Genomic DNA, 16798 nt, shown 5'->3' with positions numbered 1-16798 from the left:
CCGGCGGGGCCGGGGCGCGAGGACGTGCGAGGACATGAGGGAGACACGACCATTGGCCGCTGAACCGCGCCGGGCAGGGGAGGCGACGCCGGTCGCCGCCCGCGCCGACCTCGACTACTACCTGATCTATCCGGAGGCGTGGGACGGCGACCCGTCGGCCCGGCCGGACGGGATCCGCGTCGAGGAGTTCCTGCTCGCGGACGATCACACGGCGGTCGGCCTGGCCGGAGCGGTGTGGACCGCGGCCGACCGCGAGTGGTGGAGCTCGGCGGAGTTCGGCCGTGCGATGCGGGCGGACCCGGGGCTCCGCGCCCGTGTCGTCCCGGTCGCGCGGGAGGACGCGGACGCGGCGCACCGAGGTCTGGGGGCGGGCGAGCTGCCCGGCGAGACGACGCTGCGGACCCGCTTCCGCGACACCGCGTCCCTGCCCGGCTCGCCTCCGCTGCTGCTCACCCCTCCGGAGATCCCCGAGGGGTTCCACGAGAAGCGCCTCTACCGGATCCTCTTCGCCGGCGAGCCGCGCCCGGAACGGCTCGCGCCCCTCGCACGGGTCTGGGGGATCGAGCTCACCGCCGACGCCGCCGACCCGCGCGCCCGCGTGCTCGGCACGGCCCGCTCACAGGTGGCCGGCGACGTGTTCACGTGGGAGCTGCGCCGGATCGGCCCGGGGGCGGCCTCGTGCGTCGACCTGACCGCCTGCCTCGGGGATCCGCCGAGCGGCGCCCTCGGGCCCCTGCTCCGCGAGCTCAGGACGGCCATGCGCCGTGAACGGCTGATCCCCGTGACGATCGAGCGCTTCTCCTGACCCCGCCCGTCATCCGGTCGTGGACCCCGGGAACGCCCGGTCCGATTTCCGCCGGAACTGCTGGTCCGAATGGTGCCATCCCTGGTCGCGCGATCATTCGTAGCGTTTCTCCCGTCCGCTCCATCCGCTGTCCGCGGACGGAGCCCACGATGAGGGGAATACGATATGGATCTCCAGCTTTCCGGCCGGGTCGCCGTCGTCACCGGCGCCTCCAAGGGCATCGGCCTGGCCGTCACCCGCACCCTCCTGAGCGAGGGGGCGCGTGTCGTCGCCGCCTCGCGCAAGGTCAGCCCCGAGCTGGAGGCCCTCGGCGGCGACCTGGTCCACGTTCCGGCCGACCTGATGGACCCCGAGGCGCCCGCGCGGATCGTGGACAGGGCCGTCGCCGAGTTCGGAGGGCTCGACATCCTGGTGAACAACGCGGGCGGCCCGCCGCCCGGCGTCGCCCTGCCGCGTTTCTCGTTCCTGGCCCCCACGGACGAGGACTGGCGGATGATGTTCGAGTTCAACCTGTTCTCGGTCGTGCGTGCCGTACGGGCGGCCGTCACGCCGATGCTCGCCCGTGGCGGCGGCTCGATCGTCAACGTCTCCTCCGGGAGCGCCCGCCTGCCCGCGCCCATGAACGTCGACTACAACGCCGCCAAGGCGGGCCTCAACAACCTGACCAAGGCCCTTTCCGAGGAGTTCGGCCCGCAGGGCATCCGGGTGAACACCGTCTCCCCGGGCCCGGTGCGCACGGCGTGGTGGACGGAGAGCGGCGGCGCGGCCGACATCATCGCCGCCCAGGCCGGAACCGACCGCGACAGCGTCATCGAGCGGGTGGCGCCCGAGATGATGAGCCTGACGACCGGGCGCCTGGTCGAACCCCAGGAGGTCGCCGACGTGGTCGCCCTGCTCGCCTCGCCCCGTTCGGCCGCCACGACCGGCGCGGACTTCGTCGTCGACGCCGGGTTCCTCAAGCAGGTCTGACCACCGCGGCCCGCCCATCCGCCGTGATGGGCGGGCACGTACGGCGGGCGGGGCCGCGACGTGCCGTCAGATCAGCCGGGTTGGCACAGTCTGTTGAACGTTGCCACGTCCGTTCTGATGTCCGCGATCACCTGGTTGGGATCGCCGCCCGTCATACCGCTCAGCCGGAAGCCCAGTTCCTGGAATTCGGCGGCCAGTCGGCTGATCGTCATACCCACCACTCCTTCCGCGTGGAGGCGCGCGCCCATCAGGTCGAGGTAGGTCTGCTGAGCCGCGGCCGCCTGGCCGCCGCGGGTGGTCCCGGCGTTCTGGATGTATGCGTTCAGCGCCGTCGTCGCCTCGACGCAGCCGCCGGGCGGGACCGACGACTGCGGCGGGAAGGCATCTGAGACTCGCTCGGGGCTCGGGGACGGCGAATCGTGCCTGATGGGCTCGGGCGACGGGCTCGGGTTCGGATCCCCAGCCGGGTCCTCATCCGTCTCCGTTTCTGGATCCGGAGACGGTGACGGGGGAGGGGGAGGAGGAGTCGAGGTGTCCGGATCCGGCGACGGCGACTGCACGGTCGGCGTGGCGACTTTCGGGCCGGCCCCTTCTTCCCGACGCGACTCCGGCGGCGACAGATAGGCGACCAGCGCGATCACGGCGGCCAACGCACCCGCCAGAGCGCTCACCGCCGCCGCCCAGTCCCGGCGAAAGCGCGCTCGTCCGCCCTCCGGCCGCGGCTGCGCCGATCCCTTCTCCGTCATGCCCCTCATCGTGGCCGAGCCGCCGGGCTCGGTCCAGGATTCCTCCTGCTGATCTCCCTGAGGGGAACGCTCTCCCGGGGCGGCGCGCGGGCACCGGTGGCGCTCCGTCGTCGCGACCTTCGCGGAAGGGGAGGATCCGTACCGGCCGCCGTACGGGGAACCGCGGAAACAGCAGGACCTGGTACGGCCTCCGGCCGCCCTGAACGGCCGATGGAGATCTACTGAGATGAGCGCGGGGGCCTAACGCGGCGCAACAGTATCTAACTCAACCAACGGTGCCTTTGGGGATCTGTTAGCTTCGTGCGACATGCGGGTCCTGCACACCTCCGACTGGCACCTGGGCCGATCCTTCCACAGGGAGAGCCTGCTGGCCGCCCAGGAGGCGTTCGTCGACCATCTCGTGGAGACCGTACGGGCCGAGCGGGTGGACGTGGTGGCCGTCTCGGGCGACGTCTACGACCGGGCCCTGCCGCCGGTGGACGCCGTCGCGCTCTTCGACGACTCGCTGCGCCGCCTCGCCGCGCTCGGCGCCCACACGGTGGTGATCAGCGGCAACCACGACTCGGCCGTGCGCCTCGGGTTCGGCGCCGACCTGATGGAGCGGGTGCACCTGCGCACCGATCCGGCCCGCGCCTGGGAGCCGGTGCAGGTCGGCGGCGCCGCCTTCTACGGCATCCCGTACCTGGAGCCCGAGCTGGTCAGGGGGCCGTGGGAGCTGCCGGAGCGCAGCCACGGCGCGGCGATCGGCCACGCGATGGCCGCGATCAGGGCCGACGCCGCGACGCGCGGCGGGCCGTCCCTCGTGCTGGCCCACGCCTTCGTCACCGGGGGGGAGGCCAGCGACAGCGAGCGCGACATCACCGTGGGCGGTGTCGCGCACGTGCCGCTGAGCGCCTTCGAGGGCGTGGACTACGTCGCGCTCGGCCACCTGCACGGGCGGCAGACCATGAGCGAGACGGTGCGCTACTCGGGGTCGCCGCTGGCGTACTCGTTCTCCGAGGCCGATCACGTCAAGGGGTGCTGGCTGGTCGACCTGGAGGCGGGCGGGGTCCGCGCCGAGTTCGTGCCCGCGCCGGTGCCGCGGCGGCTCGCCCGCCTGCGCGGCCGCATCGACGACCTGCTCACCTCCGCAAAGTACGCCGACCGCGAGGACCACTGGCTGCAGGTCACCCTGACCGACCCGGTGCGGCCCAAGGAGGCCATGGAGCGGCTGCGCGTGCGCTTCCCTCACACGCTCGCCCTGGCCTTCGAGCCGGACGGCGCGACCGGGGCGGCGGCCGCTCCGCGTCCGATCGCCGGGCGCGCCGAGATCGAGGTGGCGCTCGACTTCGTCCGCGACGTACGCGGAGAGCCCGCCGACGACGAGGAGAGACGGCTGCTGGAGCGGGCCGTGGAGGACTGCCGGATCAGGGAGGTCTCGTGAGGCTGCACCGGCTGAGGCTGATCGCCTTCGGCTCCTTCCCCGGTGAGGAGGAGGTCGACTTCGACGCGCTGGGCGAGGCCGGTCTGTTCCTCGTCCACGGGCCGACCGGTGCCGGGAAGACCACGCTGCTCGACGCCGTCTGCTACGCCCTGTACGGCAGGGTCCCCGGGCAGCGCGACAGCGCCCGCAGCCTGCGCTGCGACCACGCCCCGGCCGGGCGCGGCCCCGCCGTGACGCTGGAGGCGACGATCAGGAACCGGCGGTTCCGGATCACGCGGTCGCCCGCCTGGATGCGGCCCAAGCTCCGCGGCTCCGGTTTCGTGGAGGAGAAGGCCAAGGCGCTGGTCGAGGAGCTGGACGGGGTGTCCGGCGCCTGGACGCCCCGCAGCACCCGCAGCGACGAGGCGGGTCACCTGGTCGGCGAGCTCCTCGGGATGAACGCCGACCAGTTCTGGCAGGTCGCGATGCTCCCCCAGGGGGACTTCGCCCGTTTCCTGCGCGCGGACGGGGACGACCGGCGCAAGCTCCTGGAACGGCTGTTCTCGGTCAAGGTGTACACCGAGGTCGAGAAGTGGCTCGCCGAGCACCGCACCCGCACCGGGCGCGAGCAGCAGGAGCTCCGGCAGGAGGTCGACTCCGTCGTCAACCGGATGCGCGGCGCGGCCGGACCTCTCCTGACGGAGACGCCTCCCGCCCCCGGGGAAGACCCGAGCGCCGTGGCCGCGCTCCTCCCGGCGCAGACGCCTCCCGAGCCGGAGGAGGACCCGCTCGGCTGGTCGACCGCCGTGCTCGCGGCCGCCACCGGCGCGGTCGAGCGGGAGAGGCAGGGGCAGGCGCTGGCCGCCGCCGCGCTGGCCTCCGCCCGGGGCCGCCTGGACGACGGCCGGGCGCTGGCCGAGCGCCGCAGGCGGCACGCCTCCGCGCTCGCCCGCCGCGAGGAGCTGGCGCTGGCCGCCGACGAGCGGGCCGACCTGGAGACGATGCTCGACGAGGCGGCCCGGGCGGACCGGGTGCTGCCGCTGATCCGCCAGGCGAGCCAGCGGGTGGAGGCCGCGACCAAGGCGCGGCGGCTCGCCGCGGACGCCGTGGCGAGGGCGCTGCCGTTCACCGTCCCCGGTGCCGGCGCGGGTCCCGCCACGCCCGCCGACGTTCCCCCGGGCCTCCCGTCCGACGGCACATGGCCGGACGTGGCCGGGCTGCGCGAGCGGGAGCGCGAGCGCCGCGACGAGGCGGCCCGCCTGGAGCAGCTCCTCCCCGAGGAGACCCGGCTGAGGGAGTCGCGGGCGCAGCTCGTCCGGGCGGACGCCCGGCTGGCCGAGCTGGCGGGGCTGCGGGACGGGCTCCGGGAGCGGCTCGCCGTACTGCCCGGGGAGCTTGCCCTCGCCGAGGAGCGGCTGGCGGAGGCGCGCCTGGCCGCCGCCCGCCTCACCGGCCTGCGGGCCGCGCGGGACGCGGCCGAGCGCGATCTGGCCGCGGTGCGCCGCCGTGACGCCCTCGAGGCCGAGCTGGCCGACGCCGCGCGGGCCAGGACCGACGCCCTCGCGGCGTTGCCCGACACCCCCGAGCTCCGGCCGGTACGGCTCACGCCGCGGGACGGCGCGGGCGACGCGGCGGAGGCGGAGCGCGCCCTGCGCGACGAGCTGGCCACGCTGGAGCGGGCCCGGCGGGACGAGCTGGCCAGGCTGGAACTGCTGGCCGGAGAGGAGGAACGGCTGGCGGGCGTCGCGACCCGGCTGTCGAAGGTACGCGCCGACATCGAGGAGGCCGCGGAACGGGAGGCCGCCGCGCTCGCGGACCTCGCGTCGCTGCCGTCCGCGCTCGCCGAGGCGGACGGGCGGCTGGCCCTGGCCCGCGCCGCCGTCGCGCGGATCCCGGCGCTGGAGTCCGCCGTGGGCGCGGCCCGCGACCTGTGCGACGCCGCGTCCCAGCGGGACACGCTGGCCGCCGAGCTGGAGGCGGCCGAGGGGGAGCGGCGGGCGGCGGTGGACCTGTCCCAGGAGGCGCGCGACCGCCTCCACACCGTGCGGACCGCCCGGATCGAGGGCATGGCCGCCGAGCTGGCCCGGTCCCTCGTTCCCGGAGAGCCGTGCGCCGTGTGCGGCTCCGCCGAGCATCCGGCGCCCGCCGCGCCGTCCGCGTCCGCCCCGACCGCCGACGACGAGCAGGCGGCGCAGGACGCCTTCGACTCCGCGCGGCAGGTCCGTGAGGCGGCCGAGAGCCGGGTCGCCGCGCTGACGTCCCTGCTGGACGAGGTCGCCCGGCAGGCGCACGGCCTGTCCGTGGAGGAGGCGCGGGCCCGGGTCATCGCCGCCGACGCCGAACTGGCCGGCGCCCGGGACACCGCGGCGGGGGAGCGGGACGCCGCCGACGAGACCGAACGGCTCGCCGCGGAGTCGGAGGCGCTGCGCGAGCGGGCCGACGAGGCGGCGCGCGAGCTGGCCGGGCACCGCAGAGGCGAGGCGGAGCTGCTGGCCGAGCGCGACCGCCTCGCCGCCCGCGTCTCGGAGGCCAGGGGAGCGGACGGCAGCGTCCGGGCCAGGCGCGACAGCGTGGCGGCGGAGGCGCTGGCGCTCGCCGCGGCGGCCGGCGCCGTCGCCCGGGCGACCGAGGTCCGTCTCGCGTACGAGAAGGTCCGGGCCGAGGTCGCCGAGACCCGGACCCGGCTTTCCGGCGCGGCGCCCGTGGCCGGCGGACCGGCCGATCCGGCATTCCTCCGTGCGGCGGGGGCGGACGCCTGTGACGAGGAGCCGGGCGAGGAGGCGGTGGCGGCGGTCCTCGCGGAGGCGGAACGGGCGCTGCTGGAGGCGAGCGAAGCGGCGGCCGGCGGGACCGCGATCCAGGAGGAGACCGAGCGGCTGGCGGCCGAGCTCGCCGAGGCCGGGGAGCGTTCCCGGTCCCTCGACCTGGAGGCCGCCGAGACCCGGACCCGGCGCGGCCAGCTCGCCGAACAGGTGGCCCGGCTGGCCGCGCTGCTCGACGAGGCGCGCGGCGGCGACCCGTCGTTGGAGGCCAGGCTGGAGCGGCTCGCCGCGGAGGCCGCGCTGCTCCACGACGCCGCCGAGGCGGTGGGCGCGTCCGCGACGGCCGAGCGGGAGCGGGAGGCGGCCCGCGCGGAGGCGTCGTCCGCGGCCGCCGAGGCCGGGTTCGCCACCCTCGACGACGCGCGCGCCGCCGCGCGCGGCCCGGCCGAGCGCGAGGAGATGGCCGAGCGGCTCCGGCGCTTCGCGGACGAGCAGGCCGCCGTGGAGGCGCTGCTCGCCGACCCCGAACTGGTCGCCGCGGCGGCCGAGCCCGAGCCGGACCTCGCGGCGCTGGAGGAGGAGCACGAGCGGGCCGAGCGGGAGGCCGCCGGCCGGACGTCGGCCCGCGACCACGCCGGGAGCAGGCTGGAGCAGCTCACCGGGCTCGCCGCGGAGCTGGAGGACGCCCACGGGCGCTACGGCCCGGCCGCCGAGCGGCACCGCCTCGCCCGCAAGCTCGCCGAGCTCGCGGGGGGCACCTCGTCCGACAACCCCCTGCACATCCGGCTGTCGGCGTACGTGCTGGGGGAGCGGCTGCGCCAGGTCGTGGCGGCGGCGAACGACCGGCTCGACCGGATGTCCGGCGGCCGCTACCTGCTGCAGCACAACCTGAAGCAGGCGGCGGGCGACCGGGGCAGGTCCGGCGGCGGCCTGGGGCTGCGGGTGCTCGACGGCTGGACCGGCGTGGACCGCGACCCGGCGACCCTGTCCGGCGGCGAGAGCTTCATCACGTCGCTGGCGCTGGCCCTCGGCCTCGCCGACGTCGTGACGCAGGAGGCGGGCGGCCCCGAGATCGGCACCCTGTTCGTGGACGAGGGGTTCGGCACGCTCGACGAGGACACGCTCGACGACGTCCTGGACATCCTGGACGGCCTGCGCGAAGGCGGCCGGGCGGTCGGCATCGTCAGCCACGTGGCCGAGCTGCGCACCCGCGTCCCCGCCCAGATCCGGGTGCGCAAGGGCCGCGGCGGCTCCACCCTCGCCATGGTCTGACCCCGCCCGCCCCGCTCCCGGATCTCCAAGGGGCGGAGGGCGCGCGGCGGGTGGCATTCGTCAGGCGCTCCGGCCTGCCCCCGGGGACCCGGTGCGCGGTGGTGGCCGGGCCGGGGTCAGGGGGCGGCGTCGGCCTGGAGGGCCTGCAGGGCCAGCCAGGCGATGACCCGGTCCTCGGTGACGCCGACCGACAGGCCGGTCAGCTCCTCGACGCGCCCCATCCGCTGGCGGAGGGTGTGCCGGTGGATGCCGAGCTGGGAGGACGCCGCCTCCCAGTTGTTGTTCTCGCTGAGGAACACCCGCAACGACCGGAGCAGAATCCGGGTGGAGTCGTTCTCCAGGAGCGGCAGCAGCGGCGAGGTGAGCGCGGCGCGGGCCGCCGGGTCGAGATGCTGGAGCACCAGCCGCTGGGTGGGCAGCCCGGCGAACTCGACGACCGGCCGGGCGTCGGCGACCGCCACCTCCAGCGCCTGCTCCGCCTGCCGCCGGCTGAGCAGGGACGCGGACGGCGGCTGGGCGGTTCCCACGCCGCAGCGGGCCGGGACGCCCTCGCGCTCGACGGCGTCGCACACCCGGGCGCTCCACCGGCCCAGCTCGTCCTCGGGCAGGATGACCGCGATCAGGGACGACTCGGAGCTGACCAGCGGCGGGAGATCCAGTTCCGCGCACCACTCCAGCACGGTGTCCTCCAGCGGTACGGCCCTCGACCGGGAGCGCAGCAGCGCGACGGCGACGTTCCCGGCGAGGAGGTTCCACCGGGCCGAGACGCGCGACACGAGCGCGGCGTCGCCGGACATCAGGGCGTCCACGGCGTCGGCCCGGGCCAGGGCCCAGGTGTCGCCACCGCTCAGCGGGTTGAGCGCCAGGTCGATCAGCAGGGCGGCGTGCTGGGCCAGCTCCCTGGTGAGGGTGATCCGGTCGGGGCGCGGGGCGACGACCAGGTGGGCGCGCGGGCGCACCGGGTCGCCGACGCCGTACACGGTCAGACCGGGGTGGCGGATGCGGGACCGCTGGCCGAGCGCGGCGGCGCGGGCGTCGTCGAGGTGCACCCGGGCCGCGCCGACCGCGGCGTGCGTCTTCCCGCGCCGGTCCATGAGCACCGCCCAGCTGTCGATCCGGGTGGCGAGGGTGGCGACGATGCCCTCCGGCCCGGCGCTGCGCGCGACCTTGGTCATGCTGGAGACGCCCTCGGCGATCAGCCGCGACTCGGCGGCGCCGGTGCGCAGCAGGTCGCCGTTGAGCTGGTAGGTGATGTCCTGGAAGGCGACGCCGCCGGGGATCTCCAGCACCGCCAGGTCGTGCGCGACCGCCGCGGACACCAGGGCCTCGGGCACGGAGGTGTGCCGGACGCCGACGCCGAAGCCGAGGGCGGCGACCCCCGCCTCGGCCAGCCGCGCGGCGTACGCCGTGAGCGCCTCGGGCGGGGCCGGCCGGTCGAGCTGGAGTCCGAGGGTGAGGAGCATCTCACCGCCGCGCAGCCACGGGGTCGGGTCGGCCAGCTCCGAGATGTGCGTCCACCGGATGGGGCGGTCCAGGCCGGTCGAGCCGGTCGGCACGCGCAACCGGAACCGTTGCGCGACATCGCCCACTGTCTCCAGCACGGACGCACTCCCTCTCTTCTGACGCACCTCTCCCCGCGGTCCGAGCGGCCGTCCGGGGGCCGTCGGCGGCGCGAACGTACGGCGGGGACGGGCCACCGGGCCGTACGCGGATCGACGTCGGGTCACCGTGGCACGAGGCCGGGCGCGGGGGGACATATCGGATCGGCGTCCTTGGCGCAGCTCAATGGACATTTGGCTACATGCGGGAAGAAAACCGACAAACCTACCCTGGACCCCGTTCCAGTAACACCGGGTGACGGCTGCGCTGTTCCCGGACGAGGGGAAGGGGCGGTATGCGCGCCGCGGTATTCGAAGCACCCGACAGGCCCGTCACGATCGAGCAGGTCGAGTTGGCCGCGCCCGGCCCCGGCGAGGTCCGCGTCAAGATCGCCGCGGCCGGGGTCTGCGGATCGGACCTGCACGTACGCCGCGGGGAGTGGGACGTGCCGCTGCCGCTCGTCATGGGCCACGAGGGCTCCGGCGTCGTGACCGCGCTCGGCCCCGGCGTGACCAGCCTCGCCGAGGGCGACCACGTCGTCCTCTCCTGGGTTGCCCCCTGCGGCCAGTGCCGCTACTGCCGCAGCGGGCACGAGGCCCGCTGCCAGGTCGCCGCCACCGTCGTCGCCCCCGGCGGCGTGCTCCAGGACGGCACCAGCCGGCTCAGCCGGGGCGGCGAGCGGCTCTACCACTACCTCGGCGTGTCGTCGTTCGCCGAGGAGGCCGTGGTCCCGGCGTCGGGCGCGGTCAAGATCCGCGAGGACGCGCCGCTCGACACCGTGGCGCTGGTCGGCTGCGCCGTCGCCACCGGAGTCGGCGCGGTGACGAACACCGCCGCCGTCCTGCCCGGCAGCACGGTCGCGGTCATCGGCTGCGGCGGCGTCGGGCTCTCCGTCGTCCAGGGCGCCAAGCTCGCCGGAGCCGAGCGGATCATCGCGATCGACACCCGCGCGGAGAAGACCGCGCTCGCCGCCACGCTCGGCGCGACCGACCAGATCTCCGGCGCCGGCATCGACGTGTCCGAGGCGCTGCGCGACCTGCTGCCCGACGGCGTGGACTACGCCTTCGACGCGGTCGGCCACCAGGCCACGCTCGAGTCGGCGGTGCGGATGCTCGGCCTGGGCGGCGCGGCCGTCGCGGTCGGGCTGCCGCCCAAGGGCACCCTCGCCCGGTTCGACCCCCTCGTGCTCGCCGAGGCGGACCAGCGGATCCTCGGCTCCAACTACGGCAGCGTGCGCCCCGCCATCGACATCCCCGCGCTGGTCGACCGCTACATGGACGGCCACCTCCAGCTCGACCAGCTCGTCAGCCGCCGCACCTCCCTGGACGAGGCCGGCCCCGCCCTGGACGCCCTCGCCAGCGGCGAGGCGTTGCGCACCCTCCTGATCCCGTAAGGAACTCCCCAATGACCCAGACCAGCGTCCCCACCTCGCCGGCCGAGCACGGGTTGCGGCGAGGGGCGATGTCGGGCGGCGAGGTCGTCGCCCAGGCCATCGCCAACATCGCCCCCAGCGCCGTCATCGCCTTCTCGGTGGCCGGGATCTTCGCCAGCTCGGGGAACGCCACGTGGTTGTCGTTCGCCCTGGCCACGGTCGTGATCCTCGCCGTCGGCTACTGCATCTCCCAGTTCGCCAAGCGCCGCGCGTCGGCCGGCTCCCTCTACAACTACGCGGCCCAGGGGCTCGGCCCCCTCGGCGCGTACGTCACCGGAGTCACGCTGATCATCGGCTGCTTCGGCATCGCGTCCGGCTCCCTGGCCGGCGCCGTCTACCACTTCAACGCCTTCCTGTCCGGGATCGGGCTGACGATCGACAACACGGCGTGGAACGTCCTGCTCGCGGTGGTGATCGGCGGGCTCGCCATCCTGTTCACCGTGTGGGGCATCCGCATGTCGGCGAGGATCTCGCTGATCCTGGAGGTCCTCTCCATCGCGATCATCACCATCATGCTGGTGATCGTGCTGGTCGCCGGCGGCGGCCCCGTCTTCGACGCCGACCAGTTCTCGCTCAGCGGCGCCACCCCGCACGGCATCGCGGTCGGCATGGTGCTGGCCATCCTCGGCTTCGTCGGCTTCTCCAGCTCCGACGCGCTCGGCCGCGAGGCGCGCAACCCGTTCAAGGCCATCCCGAGGGCCATCATGTGGAGCGCCGCCGGCGTCGGCCTGCTCTACATCTTCGCCTCCTACACCCAGGTCACCGGCTACCGCGCGCTCGGCGACCTCGGCGCGAGCGGCAACCCGCTGGACGAGCTGGCGGTGGCCGTCGGCATGCCCGGCTGGTTCCGCCCGGTGCTCAGCCTCGGCATCACGGCGTCGTTCTTCGCCGTCGTGGTCGCGCCGATCAACGTGCTCGGCCGCATCGCCTTCGTGATGGGCAAGGAGGGCGTGCTGCCCGCCGCGCTCGGCCGTACGCACCGGACCCAGCAGACCCCGCACCGCGCCATCCTCGCGATCGCGCCGGTCGCGGTGCTGCTCACCGCGCTGCTCTTCGCCCTCAAGGTGGACGGCATGGAGATCGTCGTGTTCGTCGACACGTACGGCACGTTCGGCTACATGGTGGCCTACGCCGTCGTCGCGCTCGCCGCGCCGATCTTCCTGCGCCGCATGGGCGTCCGGGTGCCGCTGATCTGGCCCTGCGTGGTCGTCTCGGTCGTCGGCATGGCGTACGTCTTCTACGTCAACGTCGTGCCCTGGCCGGCCTGGCCGCTGAACTTCGTGATCTGCGCGTTCCTCGTCACGTTCGCCGCGGCGCTGGCGTGGTACGGCTACCTCAGGGCGGCGCGGCCCTCGGTGGCGCAGACGATCGGCACCACCGAGACCGACTTCGCGGAGATGTCCTGACGGCCCTCACGGGCTACGGCGCGGCGGCGCCCTCGGGGTTCGGCGCCGCCGCCGCTCGCGGACGGGCGACCCAGTCCGCGAGCATCCGCACCCGCTCGGCGTGCCGGTCGTGCCCCACGATCACCGGCGGCTCGTTGTACGGCATGGCGTCCGACGAGCGGCGCAGCTTCACGTACTGCCCGCAGGCGTCGATGGCGTAGGGCTCCATGTCGTCCTGCAGGGCGCCGATGACCGTGATGCCGTGCGTCTCGCCGATCCTGCGGAACAGCGCGACCGCCTCCCTGCGGTGCTCCTTGCCGAGGTTGCGGCCGAGCTCGTCCAGCACCAGCGTCAGGTGGCCGCCTCCGGAGGAGGCGATCGCGGCGGCGCAGACGAGCTTGACCGCCTTCTCGTCCATCAGCGCCGTGTTGGCCCGCCGGTTGTACGGCACGAACCCCTGGCCGTCGCCCCGCCGCCACTTCGGCACGACCCGCCACGACCAGCGCTGCTCGGGGTCGGCGGGCGCGGCCGGCACCGGGAAGTCCAGCGTCGCGCCGTAGCCGCCGTAACCCACGTCGAGCTTCTCGAACTCGTCGGCCACCCGGGCCAGGCGGGTCCTGATCGCCTCGGTGAGGGCCGCCCGGTGCACGGCCGTGGACTGCGCCGCGTCCTCGGCCCCCCGGGTCGCCGTCTCCAGGTCACGGCGGCGCGAGGAGAGCTGGGTCTCGATCTGCTGGCGGCGGTGGCGTTCGTACTCCTCCTGGCCGCGCAGGTACGCGCCGAGCGCCGCGCACACCGCCGGGAACGTCGCCAACTCGTCGGCGGCCCGCCCGCCGCGCCGCTCGTTGACGAGGAACGCGAGCTCCTCCGGCATCTCGTCGCCGGTCTCGGCGGCGTCGCCGAAACCGCCGCGCAGGGCGGCGTCGAGATGCCGCTCGGCCCCGCGCCACCACTCGTCGGCGGACAGCGGCTCCTCCTCGGAGAGCCACTTGCGGGCCTCCTCGACCGAGCCGCCCCACTCGGCGGCCAGCCCGTCGAGGTCGAGCGCCAGACGCTCGGCCGCCGTCCGGGCGGCCTGCTCCCGGGCCCGGTCGCGGTCCGCCTCGAAGCGCGCCCGGCGGCCCTCCAGCCGCTCGATCTCCATGTCCCGGGTGCGCGCCCGGAAGTCGAGCGCGCTCACGCTCTCCTCGGACGCGTCGAGCGCCGGGGCCAGCTCGGACGCCGCCGCATGCAGCGTGGCCAGCAGCTCCCGCTGGGCCTCCAGCCGGGTGCGCACCTCCTCCAGGCGGACCGCCGCCCGGGCTCCCTCCGCGCGGCGGGCCGCCTCCGCCATCTCGGCCTCCGCCCGCCGCACCGCCGCCGCGGCCCGCTCCTGCGCGTCGCGGGCCCGGTTCAGCCGCTGCTCGGCGGCCTTGACCCGGGCCTCCCGCCCCGTCACCGCGCTCTCGAACGCGCCGACGACCGTGACCCCCGTGGAGGCGACCAGCACGGACCCGGGCAGACCGGCCAGCGCCTCCGCCGCCGCGGCCAGGTCGCCGCCGTCCACGATCACCGCGTGCTCGTGCGGCCAGCCCCCGGCGGCGAGCGGGACGTACGCGGGCGCCGCGGCCGGGCCGTACGCGGGCGCCGCGGCCACCCCCACCCCCGGCCCCGTGGCCGGATCGGCGGCCGGGCTCACCGCGCCCCCCGCCGCGCCTCCTGCTGAACTCCCGGCGGTGGACGCGTCCCGCGCCTGCTCGGCGACGTCGATCGCGTCGAGCAGGCCGGTGGCGGCGACGCCCCGCGCGGCCAGGGCCGCGAGCTGGGCGGCGGCGGGACCGTTCTCCACGTCGTCGAGGGCCGCCTGCGCGGTCTCGGCCTCCCGGTCGGCCACGCCCAGTGCCTTGAGCGCCTCGTCCACCCGGCCGCGCGCCTCGGCGGTCTCCCGCTCGGCGGCGGCCACGTCCCGCCCATCGGCCTGCCGCCGCAGATCCTCCAGCGCGGGCATCTGCGCCCTGAGCCTGTCGGCGGTGCTCTGGGCCACCGCCCGGTCGGCCTCGAGCTTGGCCGCCCGCGCCTGGGTCCCGGCCAGCTCGCGGCGGGCGGCGGCGAGCGCGCGGTCGAGCGAGTCGTCCTTCAGCGTGGCGATCTCCTCGCGCAGCGCGGCGATCGCGTCCGCCGCCGACTCGCCCGCCTCCTGGCAGGTGGCCAGCTCGGTCTCCAGCAGCTCGTCCCGCGCGGCGGCGTCCACCAGCCGCCGGGCCAGCCGCCCCCGCCAGCAGTGCAGCGCGCCCGCGAGTTCGACGCGCGCCCGGTCGCGCCGGTCGAAGGCGGCGATCAGCCGCTCCGACTCGGCCTCGAACTCGCGCAGCCGGTCGGCCGCCTCGGCCGCCCTGACCCGCTTGGCGTGCTCGTCCCGCCGGGCCTCGCGCTCCTGGTCCAGCTCGGCGTCCAGCCCGGTGAGCGCCGCGATCGCCTCGAAGATCCGCTCAGGGGAGATCTCGTTGAGCGGCTGGGACAGCAGGTTCGTCGCGACCTTGCTGCGCACCGACGTGGACAGGAACGACACGCACCGGACGCGGTCGCCGTACAGGACCCGGGTGAGGTCGCGGGCGACGACGTCGCGCCGCCCGGCCCCGCGCGGGAGCTGGGCCCACACCTCGTCGGACCGGGTGACGCGCTCGGCCTCCGACGCGCCCGCCGCCAGGCGCACCCCGTCCGTCCACCTGATCTCCAGGTACGGCGCCTCGCGGTTGACGCGCAGCCACACCGTGATCGGCAGCCCGGCCGACGGCACGTCGAACACGCCCACGATGTAGCCGTGGTCGGCGCTGGCCCACTGCTGGTCGCCGTGCGCGGCCAGCTCGGCGTTGAACAGCAGCTCGGAGACGGCCTTCGCCCCGGACGCGAACCGCCACTGCTCGTCGCCGAGCAACGCGGTGACCGCCGCGATGAACGACGACTTGCCCGCGCCGTTGGAGTCCTTCGGACCCGCGCCCGCGACCACGATCAGCGTCCCGGGCACTGTCGGCACCGGATGGGTCGACAACCTGGAGATGTTGATCGCCTGCACGGCGACCAGCACCCGGTCTCCGACGACGTTCTCGGTCTGCGTCAAGCCGCTGCTTCCTTTCCTCGCTCGTCTTCCCCTGCCACGCCCACGGCGTTCCCGGTCACACCCGCGTTGCCGATCACACCCGCGTTTCCGGTCATGCCCGCCGCGCCCTGATCGCGGTGGCGAGCGGCGTCTGCGGCCCGGCGGCCAGGATCAGCTCCTCCTGAAGGCGGCGGCGGGCCGCCGCGGTGAGCCGGTGGAACTGGGGGCCGGGCACGTACCCGCCGGGCGCCTCCTCCGAGACGGCCTTCACCTGGGTCAGCAGGCCCGCCTGGCGCAGCGTCCGCAGGGCCGACTCCAGCTCGCCGATCGGCAGCAGCGTCCGGCGGCGCAGCTCCTCCACCGCCACGGGGTACGGCGAGAGCCACGTGTCCTCCGACAGCAGCCCGTCGGCCCGGGGGATGGCGACCGAGTGGACCAGCACCAGCGTGAGAACCGCCCGCTCGCCCTCCGACAGTCCTGTCCGCGCGCCTCCGCTCCCGCCGGGAGCCCGGGCGGTGCGGGCCGCGACCTCGTCGTCGTATCCCGAGGTCCACGTGTCGCGGCGCTGGATGAGGGTCCGGCCGCGCCGCGCCAGCATCTCCGCGAGCGTACGGCGCAGCGCGGGATCGCGCAGGGCGGCGAACCTCGCCTCGTGGACGGGCTCGGCCGCGTGCTCGACGGCCATGAAGGCCGCGACCAGCTCGGCCCGGCGGCGTTCGTCGTAGGGGGACAACAACCCGTCGAGGTCGGAGCCGGTCTCGTCGCGCCCGGCGCCGCCCGGCCGCCGCTCCGGGACCGCGGGCTCCGATCCCGAGCCCGCCGATCTCAGGTCCGTGGGGCCCTCCGCCGTGGGGCCCGAGTCCGCCGCCCCCGGCTCAGTGGGGCGCGAGTCCGCAGATCCCGGTTTCTCGGGTCCTGACCGAGCCTCCGTGGGGTCAGAGTCCGCCGCTCCTGAGAGTGGCGCTCCCGAGGGCGTGGGCTCGGAGGAAGGGGCGGCGATCGGCTCCTCCGGCGGGATCGGCGTTTCCGCCGGAGCGGAGCCGTCCAGGGGAAGCACCATCGGGCCGTCCGCGGCCGGTCCGGGCATCCGGCGGACCAGTTCGCGCAGCACCGAGTGCGCCTCCGGCGGCCAGGTCGCGCACCGGGGGCCGAGCCGTACGGCGTCACCCGACCTGATGATCCATCCGGTGTCGGCCAGGCGGCGCAGCGCGCCCACGGCCCAGCTCCGCGTCATGTCGTCCCCGCGCCCGGTCAGCGCGCGGTAGCAGGCCAGCACGTCCGCGACGGAGGCGGGCACGCCAGGCCACGGCTCGGCGGACAGGTCGCTCCAGCAGACGCGCAGGCAGGCGG

10 protein-coding genes are annotated in these 16798 nt (G+C 75.5%); 6 read left to right on the top strand and 4 right to left on the bottom strand.

Features of this window, described 5'->3' with window-relative positions; translation table 11 throughout:
• Positions 1 to 52: 52 nt before the first annotated feature.
• Positions 53 to 805, top strand: coding sequence for a hypothetical protein (locus tag AWQ70_RS14350; RefSeq protein WP_084517033.1), 753 nt, complete (start codon positions 53 to 55; stop codon positions 803 to 805).
• Positions 806 to 970: 165 nt separating this feature from the next.
• Entirely contained in the window at positions 971 to 1774 is an 804-nt protein-coding gene (locus tag AWQ70_RS14345; RefSeq protein WP_067175615.1) for an SDR family NAD(P)-dependent oxidoreductase, read from the top strand.
• Between the two features lie 71 nt (positions 1775 to 1845).
• Here AWQ70_RS14345 and AWQ70_RS14340 read toward each other — a convergent pair whose 3' ends face one another.
• Positions 1846 to 2520 carry a hypothetical protein gene (locus tag AWQ70_RS14340; RefSeq protein ID WP_157530066.1) on the bottom strand — a complete coding sequence of 225 codons (675 nt, stop codon included), beginning with the start codon at positions 2518 to 2520 and terminating at the stop codon, positions 1846 to 1848.
• Positions 2521 to 2827: 307 nt separating this feature from the next.
• Between AWQ70_RS14340 and AWQ70_RS14335 the strand changes: the two genes are divergently transcribed.
• Both AWQ70_RS14335 and AWQ70_RS14330 read left to right on the top strand, forming a co-directional pair.
• Positions 2828 to 3943: an exonuclease SbcCD subunit D gene (locus AWQ70_RS14335; RefSeq protein ID WP_067175609.1), complete on the top strand. Its 1116-nt coding sequence runs from the start codon at positions 2828 to 2830 to the stop codon at positions 3941 to 3943.
• On the top strand, positions 3940 to 7956 hold the full coding sequence (locus AWQ70_RS14330) for an AAA family ATPase (protein ID WP_067175606.1): 4017 nt from the start codon (positions 3940 to 3942) through the stop codon (positions 7954 to 7956). The genes AWQ70_RS14335 and AWQ70_RS14330 overlap by 4 nt, the downstream gene beginning before the upstream one ends.
• A 116-nt stretch (positions 7957 to 8072) precedes the next feature.
• Here AWQ70_RS14330 and AWQ70_RS14325 read toward each other — a convergent pair whose 3' ends face one another.
• Positions 8073 to 9557, bottom strand: coding sequence for a PucR family transcriptional regulator (locus tag AWQ70_RS14325; RefSeq protein WP_169808665.1), 1485 nt, complete (start codon positions 9555 to 9557; stop codon positions 8073 to 8075).
• Between the two features lie 293 nt (positions 9558 to 9850).
• On the opposite strand from AWQ70_RS14325, the gene AWQ70_RS14320 reads away from it, so the two are divergent.
• Together AWQ70_RS14320 and AWQ70_RS14315 are read left to right on the top strand one after the other, a co-directional pair.
• Positions 9851 to 10948 (top strand): alcohol dehydrogenase catalytic domain-containing protein, encoded by a 1098-nt coding sequence (locus AWQ70_RS14320; protein ID WP_067175601.1) that lies wholly within the window; start codon positions 9851 to 9853, stop codon positions 10946 to 10948.
• Between the two features lie 11 nt (positions 10949 to 10959).
• Positions 10960 to 12393, top strand: coding sequence for an APC family permease (locus AWQ70_RS14315; RefSeq protein ID WP_067175598.1), 1434 nt, complete (start codon positions 10960 to 10962; stop codon positions 12391 to 12393).
• A gap of 13 nt (positions 12394 to 12406) precedes the next feature.
• Here AWQ70_RS14315 and AWQ70_RS14310 read toward each other — a convergent pair whose 3' ends face one another.
• Together AWQ70_RS14310 and AWQ70_RS41190 are read right to left on the bottom strand one after the other, a co-directional pair.
• Complete coding sequence (locus tag AWQ70_RS14310; RefSeq protein ID WP_067175595.1) at positions 12407 to 15469, bottom strand: coiled-coil domain-containing protein; 3063 nt, start codon at positions 15467 to 15469, stop codon at positions 12407 to 12409.
• 91 nt (positions 15470 to 15560) lie between these two features.
• On the bottom strand, positions 15561 to 16798 hold a 1238-nt coding region (locus AWQ70_RS41190; protein WP_245646954.1), incomplete at its 5' end, for a hypothetical protein.

This window comes from Microtetraspora niveoalba, assembly GCF_001570405.1.
GTDB lineage: Bacteria > Actinomycetota > Actinomycetes > Streptosporangiales > Streptosporangiaceae > Microtetraspora > Microtetraspora niveoalba.
Note: the sequence above shows the minus strand (reverse complement) of the source record. Positions and strands in the feature narration are given on the sequence as shown.

Bases quoted from the DNA above. Each gene is read 5' to 3' on its own strand.
- AWQ70_RS14345 (WP_067175615.1), top strand. From the start codon at position 971: ATGGATCTCCAGCTTTCCGGCCGGGTCGCCGTCGTCACCGGCGCCTCC.
- AWQ70_RS14340 (WP_157530066.1), bottom strand. From the start codon at position 2,520: ATGACGGAGAAGGGATCGGCGCAGCCGCGGCCGGAGGGCGGACGAGCG.
- AWQ70_RS14335 (WP_067175609.1), top strand. From the start codon at position 2,828: ATGCGGGTCCTGCACACCTCCGACTGGCACCTGGGCCGATCCTTCCAC.
- AWQ70_RS14320 (WP_067175601.1), top strand. From the start codon at position 9,851: ATGCGCGCCGCGGTATTCGAAGCACCCGACAGGCCCGTCACGATCGAG.
- AWQ70_RS14315 (WP_067175598.1), top strand. From the start codon at position 10,960: ATGACCCAGACCAGCGTCCCCACCTCGCCGGCCGAGCACGGGTTGCGG.